The organism is Streptomyces sp. (genome assembly GCF_035563135.1).
Lineage (GTDB): Bacteria > Actinomycetota > Actinomycetes > Streptomycetales > Streptomycetaceae > Streptomyces.
Map to the genome: position 1 here is coordinate 1 of NZ_DATMVN010000499.1, position 9,220 is coordinate 9,220.

A 9,220-nucleotide genomic window follows, 5' to 3' on the forward strand; every position below is an offset into this window, starting at 1 on the left:
GGCCACCGGGCCGGTGAGCCCGGCCCCGCCCGTCGACCCGGCCACGGTCGCCGCCGACCCCGCCGCGCTCGCAGGCAGCACGCTCCCCGAGGCGCTGTGGCGCGACCACGACGGCCCGCTGTTCCGCTTCAGCCCCGACGGGCCCGAGCATGTCTTCGGCGCGGGGCTCAAGCCGTACGGCGCCGACATGGTCCACCTCATCGACCATGTCTACGGCGGCAGCGCGCTGGTCCCGGACACCGTCTTCGCCAGCGCGACTGCCAACCGTGACTATGTGCGCGACAGTGCCCGGGCGAACCCGATGGGTGCCCCCGCCCTGTACCGCCGCTACCGCTGGCGCTACGACATCCAGGTCCCCGGCGGCATCGACGTGAACGCCACCCTGGGGCCGGCCTCGCCCTTCCCCGACCAGGAGGAGGTGCTGTTCCCCGGAGGTGTCGCCCGCCGGTACATCCGCGGCGCGCAGCCCATGGAGTACGGCATTCCGGTCGGACCGTACGTCGCCAACCCGCACTTCGCGCCGGTCGCACCGCCCATCGGGAGCGGGCCGGCGCCCGTCGTGGACGCGGACTTCGCGGGCCCGGCGGCGCCCGCCGCCGGACCGGTACTCGCATCGTTCCCGGCCCTGTCCCTGGATGCGGACTCGGACTCGGACTCGGATGACGATCCGCGGCCGTTGTCGTCGGGAGACGACGACTCCGGCTCCGAGGCGGACGACGCCCCGACGCCGTTGTCGCGGAGCCGGGAACCGTCCACGGGCCGTGAGGCCACTTCGGTGCCCGGGGATTCCCGAGGGGCGGCCGAGCCGGAGGGCTCCTCGGAGCCCGACGAGCAGGCCGGACGACTCGCCGCGCCTCCCTGGGTCCTGGCACGCGTCCGCTACGCGCAGGAGGCCCTGTACTTCGAGCAGCGGCTCGCCGCGTACCTGGGTGACAACCAGCAGGTCAACGACGAGTTCGGCAAGGTCGTACGGGCGTTCTGGGCGATCGCCCTGCACAACCGCACGGACTACCGGCTGTTCGGCAGCAGAAGCGGCGAGGACGCCGGATCCGTCGGGACCTCGTACGAGAAGCTCGCGCGGGTCGTGGAGTCCGGCAACCTGCGTGAGCGGGTGACCTTCCTGTTCAACGGCGTGGCGAGGGACCTCGTCCCGTACCTGATGGGAGGTGTCGAGCCGCAGCATCCGGTGATCGGGCTGGAGCGCCGTGACCGGCACCGGAGCGAGCAGCTCAGGCGTTACGAGCGCGAGCGTGCCGGACTCCTCGCGGCGGGCCTTGACCCGGAGGAGGAGGAACAGGAGATGGAGGAGCTGGACGCGCTTCTGCGGACACCGCTGCAGCCCCACGAGGTCCGGCCCGAACTGAGCCCGGCCGAGCGGCGCCTGGCCGTCCGGGAAGGGGTCCTGCTCTGGTCGCCCGCCGGGCTGACGCACACGCTGCCGATGGCCGCGGACTTCCAGGCGCGTTCCGAGGACTCCGGTGGTCTGGTACTGACCGGCACCTCGGGCAGTGCCTACCGGATCATCACCCACGTGGCCCGGCTCACCCGCCTCGCGGGGGTGCCCGTGGACCTCGGTCTCATCAGGAGCGGACTGGTGAGCGTGCTGGTGGGTGTGGGCCACCACAGCTTCCACGAGGTGATGACCGGAGCCCAGCACGCCCTGGACGAGTCCGACCGCTCGGCGGCCTCGGTCTACGTGGACAACTGGGGCCGGTACTGGGACGTCCACCCGCTGACCGAGGAGGAACTGCGGGCTCACGTCGCCCGCGAAGGGCTGTTCCCGGACGAGCACGCCCGGGCGCTGCTGGCCGCGTCGGAGGCAGGGCCGGCGGAAGGGCCCGGGAAGGCCGCCGGAGCGGGGCCGGAGAACGACGACCGTGCGCACGGGTGATGAGATGTCCTCGTGCCTTCCTCCGCCAGCCGGGCATCCGCGCGGCGTGACTGTCTGGAGCGACCCCCATGCCGACCTCTGAGGGACCGCCGGACGCCGTCCGCGGGCCGGTACCCGCTCCCGGTGCGGCGCCCGCCGACGTGTCCCCGCGTCCGCCCGCACCCGTAGGGCGGGACCAGCAGCACTTCCCGGTGCCGCCCGGGGACATCGTCGCGGCCGCCCGGACCGCCCCCGACCACTGGCTGTCGGTGACCGACAGGCACTGGCTCGGCGAGACCGACGACGAGCCCGCGCCCCCTTGGGCCGTGCTCGGCCGGTGGCGCAGCGACACGCACGGCGAGATCGTCGAGTGGGAGGCCAACCCCGACTACCGTCCCTCGCCCGCCGCGCTCGGCTGGGCCCCTCCGGTCACCGATGCCGACGCCGCCGTGCACCTGGCCGCGACCGGCTACGGTCCGGACGCGGACGTCACCGAGGCACTCGCGAAGGCCGGGGCGGTGGCCGTGTGCGTAGCCGAGAACGGAGAGCCGGCCTGGACACGGGCACCCGGCGGTGCGCTCACGGTGCCCGTCTTCCCGGTGTCCCCACGGGCATCGGCGGACCGCTTGCCCGCACACGTGACGATGGCACTCCCCGACCTTCTCGACCGGCTGCCGCCCGGCCGGGACGTGATGTTCCTCAGTGCCTCCGCGCCGGCCGCACTGCTCGTGCCCGGGGAGGATCTGCGGGCCCGGTGGGCGGAGACGTCCGGCGCCCCGGCCCGGAGCGGCGAGCACCCCCGCACCGACCCAGGTACCCCCAGCAAGCGAGGACAAGATGAGTGAGCCCGGCGCCGAAACCCCCGCCGCCCCCCTGGACCCCGTTCCTCCCGAGGAATTCCTGCAGGCCGCCAGACTTGCACCCGACCACTGGCTCTACCTGCCCGATCCCGCCTGGAAGGGGGAGGGCCCGCCGCCGGAGTGGGCCGTGGTCGGTCAGTGGCGCTCCGACTCCGAGGGCGAGATCGTCGAGTGGGAGGACAACGAGGATTACAGGCCCTCTCCCGAGGCGATGGGATGGCCGGAGCCCGCCGATGACGTGGACCGTGCCATCCAGCTCGCCACCACCGGGTACGGCCCCGTGGAAGACGTCACGGCGGCCCTGGCCAGGGCCGAGATCGCGGTGCTCGTCACCGCGGACGGCGAGCCGGTCAGCGCCTCGGCGCCCGACGGCACGGCGGTGGTCCCGGTCTACACCTCCCCCCGCTACCTCCAGGCCGCCGGAAGCCTGGGGCACGAACGACTGCCGGCCGTGGAGCTGCTCAGCCGTATCCCTCCGGGACACAGCCTGTGCCTCAACAGTTCGGGCCCCGTCAGCATGGTGCTGACCACGGAAGGGCTTGCCGAGGTACTGCAGGAAGCGGCGACGGCGGAGGCCCCGGCCCCCCGGGACCGGGAGACCCCGGCGACCGGGGCCGTGCCCGAGGACTTCCTGACACCGGAGGCCGAGGAGACAGAAGCCGACGCGGATGCGGGCGAGGCGCGGAGCGCGAGCGCCTGAGAGGCACGGCACGCTCCACAGGGAGTGGTGCCGTGCCCCCTTACGCCGATGGATTCGCGCCTTCCGCCATCTTCCGCCGACGACGGGACGCGACCCAGGCCAGGAGTACGCCGACAGCCAGCACGGCCGACCCCCGGGCCCAGACCTCGCCCTCGATCTGCGTGGCCAGCAGCACACACGACGCGGAGGCGAGCAGGGCGACGGCCTTGGGGGTTGTGAAATGGTCATGAGGCACGGTGTCGCGGCGCAGTCGTAGTACGGCTGTGTTCACCAGGAAGAAGACGACGAGGAGCAGGAGCACGAGCGTCGAGGCGAGCGCCGCCACATCCCCCGTCACCGCGAGCAGCAGCGAGAGCAGCGTGGTCGTGACGATGGCGGCCCAGGGAGTGCGCCGACCGGGAAGCACTCTCGTCAGGAACTGCGGCAGAAGCCCGTCGCGGGCCATGCCGTACGCCAGCCGGGAGGACATGATGCCGGTCAGCAGCGCGCCGTTGGCGACGGCGATCAGAGCGATCACACTGAAGAGCCATGTCGGCACGCCGCCGGCGACCTCGACGACCGCCAGCAGCGGCCCGCTGGACTGCACCAGTGTGCTCGTCCGCACCGCTGAACTCGCCGCGGCGCCCACCAGTGCGTAGACGACACCGGCGGTGGCCAGTGCGCCGAACAGCGCACGGGGGTAGGACCGTCGCGGGTTGCGGGTCTCTTCCGCGACATTGACGGAGGTCTCGAAGCCGACGAACGAGTAGAAGGCCAGGACGGACCCGCTCAGCACGGCGGCGGTCGGTGAGTGCCCGGCCGTACCGAGCTGGGTCAGCCGGCCCACGTCCCCGTCGCCGCGCAGCACCACCCACGCACCGAGGCCGATCACCAGTGCGAGACCCCCGACCTCGATGACAGTCGCGACCACATTGGCCCGCGTCGATTCGCTGATGCCCCGGGCGTTGAGGAGGGCCAGCGCGCCGAGGAACAGTACGGCAACCAGCGCCACGGGCAGCGAGACGAACACACTGAGGTAGTCGCCGCCGAATCCACGGGCCAGGGCGGCCACGGACACGACACCGGCGGCGAGCATGCAGAAACCTGCGAAGAATCCGGCGAAGGGGCCGTAGGCCAAGGTGGTGTAGTGCGAGGCACCGCCGGCCCGCGGGTACTTCGTGGCGAGCTCCGCGTAGGAGGAGGCCGTCAGCAGAGCCAGGCCCAGAGCCACCACGAGGGGGACCCAGACCGCGCCACCGGACTCCGCGGCCACTTGCCCCACGAGGACGTAGACCCCGGCCCCCAGCACGTCACCGAGGATGAAGAAGTAGAGGAGCGGCGTGGTAAGCGTGCGCTTGAGCGGTGTTTCCACGAGTTCTGTGTCATCTTGTGCGGCGCGATCCATGTTCACCTCGTTCCACGTCACGGCGTTCTCAAGCGGACGGCCGGGGCTCGAAGACGCAGGTGAGCCGGCCGGCTCGGTGGCCGACGGGCCGACGGGCCTTCCGTGTCCGGCCGGAAGGGCCGGTCGGAGGCCACTGATCCAGCGGACCCGCAGGACAGCCGGGGCAGGACACGCAACGTGGAGACGAAGTGACTGCCGCGGCGCTCACACATGCTCCGCGCCTCCGGAGAGTAAGGCGTGGCATCCTCCGCCGACCGGCACGCCCCTGGGACCGCGGCCATGTCTCGCCCGGATGGGCCCCATGCCGCCGGCCGCTGCGGAGTGACGGAGGCACGGCCGGCGGTCCGGCAGGCACGGCCGGCACCGCCCGCGATCCGCCGGAAGCGGTTCTCTCCTGCACACCTTCCACCGGCACATGTCACAGAGCTTTGTTGCTGCGTGTAACGGTTAACATCAGGGCGACATTGATGCTCGGATCGAGAAGGTAGTTCTGCGCGATGGACCATGACGCTCGCCTGTTCCTCCTGTCCGGCAGTCGTCCCCGGGTGGGGGCCGCCCTTGCCGCAGTGGGTGCCCTGGCATGTGCGGAGACGCCTGCCGTCCACGGGTGGCTGCAGGCTCACGGTGTTTCCGCTTCGTCGGAGCAGGTCAGGATCCTTCCTGCTGACGACGAAGCGCTGATCCCCGAGGACGCCGAGAGCTTGCCCGTTCCGCTGAGCGAGGAGGAGGCGCTGCGTGTGCACCGGGAGTGCGCTCCGAAGGCAGTCGCGGACCTGGAAGCCGAGCTGCTGGGTTTTCGGGAGATGACCCAGGACCGGGAAGCTCTCGTGCACCGCGCGCTGACAGCCGGCATCCCGGCCCCGCGCATCGCCCAGCTCACCGGTCTCACCCCGCAGGAGATCGTCGGCCTGATCCAGGCGTGAACCCGTGGCCCGCGAGACACCCTCCGGGAGGCCGGAGGTCAGCGGAGGGGAAGTCGGCCCTCCGGAGCACTGAGCCAAGGCCCGCCCGGAAGCGGGCCCGCGGGCGGGCCGGGCCGACACCGACGTGGCTGCGGACCTCGCGCGGGCCGTGCACGCCCTTCCAGGCATGCCGCCCCGTCCTCCTGGGACCGGACGAGCGATGTGACCGGGTCAGGACATCTGGTCCGGTGCTCCCGCTGGACCGTCGGGCTCCCTGTCGCGGAGCCGGGCCTCGACGCGGTCACCGACGACCCGTGTCCCGAAGGCCGGCTGGGGCGCGGTCGCGGGCCCGCGCACGTTCCAGCCGTCGGCCAGCCGGAAGACACTGCCGTGCCAAGGGCAACGTACGCAGCCGTCGCTGACGGAACCTGCGGACAGCGGACCTCCCGTATGGCTGCATGAATCGGCCAGGACATGCACGTCGTCGCCGGTCTCGCGTACGACCAGGACGGGCACCCCGTCGATGTGACGCCGGACCGGCCGGCCCACCTCGAAGTCGGTGGAGGAACCGATGTCGTGCCACCCGGGTCGTACAAGGTTCGGCACCGCTTCCGCGTGGTTGGCCCCCGAGGCCTGACGGTAGGCCAGGTGGCCGCCGATCGCGCCGCCGAGCCCGACCACCGACAGCCCTGCGAACCCGAGGGCCTTGCCCAGGCCGACACGTCCGCGCGTACGGGCGGCGAACGATCCGCCGTACAGGACGACCGCCGTGACATTCGCCGCCGCGTGCACGAGTCCTACGCGCTGCTGCCGCGGCTGCTGCTCTGCCCAGTCGACCCACCCTGCCAGGGCCGCAGGTGCCGCGGCACCGATCCCCACGCCGACCAGCGCACATGCTGCCCTTCGCTGTCCGGGAAGGCAGTCGAGCACCGCTGCGGAGAGCCATGTGCCCATCGGCAGCTGCACCAGCAGTGGATGGACGGGGTGGCCCAACCAGCGTCCGTGCAGTACGTCCCGCAACGACCCCAGAGGCAGCGCCCGGATCCGGTCACGGAGCAGTTCGACGGTCGGGTCGAGTACGGTGGCGCGCTCGAGGTGGTCCATGGCGCGGAGGACCCGGCCGGGGCCCAGAGCCGAGGGCAGCAGGCGCTTCACCGCACGGAGCACCGTACCGACGGCGGGGGCGCGGTTGTCGAATTCAGGCATTTCGTCCATACAGGGCGAGTAACCGTTCGCTCACGCCGGAAACGGCCTCATCGCACTGTCATTCCTTCGGAGGAAGCTGTGCGGAGGCCACCGAGTCGGATGTCCCAGGCGTACTCGTGGAGTCCGCAGGGACGGGCGGCACGAGAAGCCCGCCAGGACGGGGATGCCGGGCGGGGCGGCGGTGACCATCGCGGCGGCGATCCGGCCTGAGGCCCGAGCGAGCGGGAGGCCTTCGGTGCCGCCCCACAGCTCCGTCTCACCCATCGCAAAGACCCCGGGGCAGGTCAGGGTTGCCTCGATAGGGGTCCGGCATGCACTGCCCCTCGCTCAGTCCGGGGAAACCGTGCCACGGGGCCTCGGGCTCGAACACCCAGCAGCCCGGATCCGAGGCCGGCACCGCCGGTGAGACGTCCGCGAAGGCAGTACGGGCGCCGGAGGACGGCGGGCCGGGCATCACGGAGCTGATCCCCGCCGGTCGGCGTTGTCGAGCCGCCGGGAGAACCGGTCGGCGGATCGCAGCGGTGCCCGCACAGCCCCGTGGAAGTGGGTTCAGGCACCAGGGAGGAAGAGACAGAACGGATGGCCGTGAGGGTCGAGGAGGACCCGTACGTCCTTCTGAGGCTGGTGCTCCTGCAACGTCGCACCCAAGGCGCAGGCTCGTTCGGTCTCCGCGTCCAGATCGTCGACCTGCAGGTCCAAGTGTGCTTGCATCTGCTGAGCCCCGGGGCGCTGCGGCCACACCGGCGGGGTGTGATCGGTTTCCAGCTGGAAGCTGAGGCCGGGGCGTTCCCCTTCCGGAGCGCGCAGCCGGACCCACTCGGGCTGACGGTCGACCTCCTGCCAGCCCAGCAGGGCCCGGTAGAAGTCGGCCAGCGCGGGAGGGTCGGGAGTACCAAGGACAAAGGCACCGAGCGTCGTCGTCATGACTTCGACCTTGCCCCCTGTGCACGCCCTCACGCACCTGCGCGCACTCGCCATCAGGCTGTCGGCAGGAGGCCGCAGGCAGCGGCGGCTGTCTCATCGTGTCTTCGGCCGGCCCACCGTCGATGAGCCTGCGCAGATGTCGGCGTACGGGCTGGAGTGCAGCAGCAGACATGGAGGAAAGCGCAAAGCTGCCTGAAGAAGTTCGGGGCTTGCCGGTGGGGTGGGTCCGTCATGGGGGACTGGACATGCAGCTCCGCAGAGGCGGTACTTCATCTGGTCGTTGATGGCCCGACAGATCTCAGGCCCTCCGGCTCCGCATGGCGGGCCTGACAAGCACTACTCGCTTCGAGCCTTGTCGAGGTCGGCCGCCAGCACGGCCATCGCGTGCAATTGGCTGAAGTACGTGGCCGCGTACTCGTCATCACCGATGGACGCAAGGATCCTTCCAAGGACCACAGTGCGTTTCCGCAGTGCGCCTTGGTGCCGGTCATCCAAGGGGCCACTCAGGGCTGACGACACACAACCGGCGAGCATCGAGTCCATCATCACCATGCATTCGCCCTCAGGCTCTCGTTGGTGGAAGCCCGGGGGAAAGCGCATGGCCCTGAACCTGTCCCACAACCGTGCCAGCTCATCCAGTTCCGCTTCTGCCATGTCCGCGATCATGCCCTACAGCCAGGTGCCGAGAAATCGCGTGCCCCACCCCACCCGGCGCTCTGCTTCTGGTTTTCGGCGACACCCTCTGCAGTCAGCCCTGCACGTTCACTCGTACCTGCCTCTGCACTTCAGCTCGTACGCGGACAGCGGACCGGCTGGATCTCGGACGGCGGCCCGCAGGGATGACTGCCTGCGGGAGAACACGGCGGTGCGTCGACTCGATCTCGGGTACTTCCTCCGGCCCGCCTCAGAAGTGAGCGGCCTGCAACCCGAATCAGGCGGAGCGGATGGCCCGCCTGGACCCGATCGGGCTGGAGGAGGGTGTTGATCACTTCTTGCAGAATGCCGGTGTTCTTCGAGAAATCGAAGTCCTCGATCCGTTTCGGCCGGGGGAGTTGGTCTCCTTGACCCGGCAGCTCTTGCGGCGGGCGTCACGGTCCTCGCACTCGCTCTCCAGCAGCTCCGCCAGGAGGTCCGCGTAGGAGGCCTGATCGCACAGGGCCTGGGCGGCGAACTCGTCCCAGCGTGCGCGGAGCCCGGATTCTTCAGGGCGGACCGACTGTTCCGGCACCGGCCACGGCGAGGTCCGCCGCGCGGGGCGGGGTGCCGAAGCAGTCCGCGCCGGCACGGCGGGCGGCTCACGGCCCCCCGGACCGTCACCTCGTGGCGGCGTTCAAGAGGTCGAGTACGCTCTGCTGGCAGCCGTAGCCGATGGTG

Annotated in this window: 9 protein-coding genes; 4 read left to right on the top strand and 5 right to left on the bottom strand. The window is 71.1% G+C overall.

Translation table 11 applies throughout. The annotated features are described in order from the left end of the window. The 3 genes from VN520_RS21925 to VN520_RS21935 all read left to right on the top strand — a co-directional run. The coding region (locus VN520_RS21925; RefSeq protein WP_325748642.1) for a scabin-related ADP-ribosyltransferase at window positions 1–1,891 on the top strand (1,891 nt) is incomplete at its 5' end. A 68-nt stretch (window positions 1,892–1,959) separates the two neighbouring features. Next, window positions 1,960–2,715: a type VII secretion system-associated protein gene (locus VN520_RS21930; protein WP_325748643.1), complete on the top strand. Its 756-nt coding sequence runs from the start codon at window positions 1,960–1,962 to the stop codon at window positions 2,713–2,715. Continuing rightward, window positions 2,708–3,430 (top strand): type VII secretion system-associated protein, encoded by a 723-nt coding sequence (locus tag VN520_RS21935; RefSeq protein WP_325748644.1) that lies wholly within the window; start codon window positions 2,708–2,710, stop codon window positions 3,428–3,430. The genes VN520_RS21930 and VN520_RS21935 overlap by 8 nt, the downstream gene beginning before the upstream one ends. Before the next feature lie 40 nt (window positions 3,431–3,470). Here VN520_RS21935 and VN520_RS21940 read toward each other — a convergent pair whose 3' ends face one another. After that, window positions 3,471–4,781: an APC family permease gene (locus VN520_RS21940; protein ID WP_325748645.1), complete on the bottom strand. Its 1,311-nt coding sequence runs from the start codon at window positions 4,779–4,781 to the stop codon at window positions 3,471–3,473. Between the two features lie 530 nt (window positions 4,782–5,311). On the opposite strand from VN520_RS21940, the gene VN520_RS21945 reads away from it, so the two are divergent. Next, a complete protein-coding gene (locus VN520_RS21945) occupies window positions 5,312–5,737 on the top strand; it encodes a DUF6003 family protein (RefSeq protein WP_325748646.1) in 426 nt (141 codons plus the stop codon). Between the two features lie 210 nt (window positions 5,738–5,947). Here VN520_RS21945 and VN520_RS21950 read toward each other — a convergent pair whose 3' ends face one another. The 4 genes from VN520_RS21950 to VN520_RS21965 all read right to left on the bottom strand — a co-directional run bounded on the left by VN520_RS21950 (window position 5,948) and on the right by VN520_RS21965 (window position 9,074). Next, the gene (locus VN520_RS21950; protein WP_414719909.1) at window positions 5,948–6,931 is read right to left on the bottom strand and encodes a Rieske 2Fe-2S domain-containing protein; all 984 of its coding nucleotides are present in this window, start codon (window positions 6,929–6,931) and stop codon (window positions 5,948–5,950) included. A 540-nt stretch (window positions 6,932–7,471) separates the two neighbouring features. Continuing rightward, on the bottom strand, window positions 7,472–7,846 hold the full coding sequence (locus tag VN520_RS21955; protein ID WP_325748647.1) for a VOC family protein: 375 nt from the start codon (window positions 7,844–7,846) through the stop codon (window positions 7,472–7,474). A 336-nt stretch (window positions 7,847–8,182) separates the two neighbouring features. Beyond that, on the bottom strand, window positions 8,183–8,500 hold the full coding sequence (locus VN520_RS21960) for a hypothetical protein (RefSeq protein ID WP_325748648.1): 318 nt from the start codon (window positions 8,498–8,500) through the stop codon (window positions 8,183–8,185). 331 nt (window positions 8,501–8,831) lie between these two features. Continuing rightward, window positions 8,832–9,074: a hypothetical protein gene (locus VN520_RS21965; RefSeq protein WP_325748649.1), complete on the bottom strand. Its 243-nt coding sequence runs from the start codon at window positions 9,072–9,074 to the stop codon at window positions 8,832–8,834. Window positions 9,075–9,220: the final 146 nt, after the last annotated feature.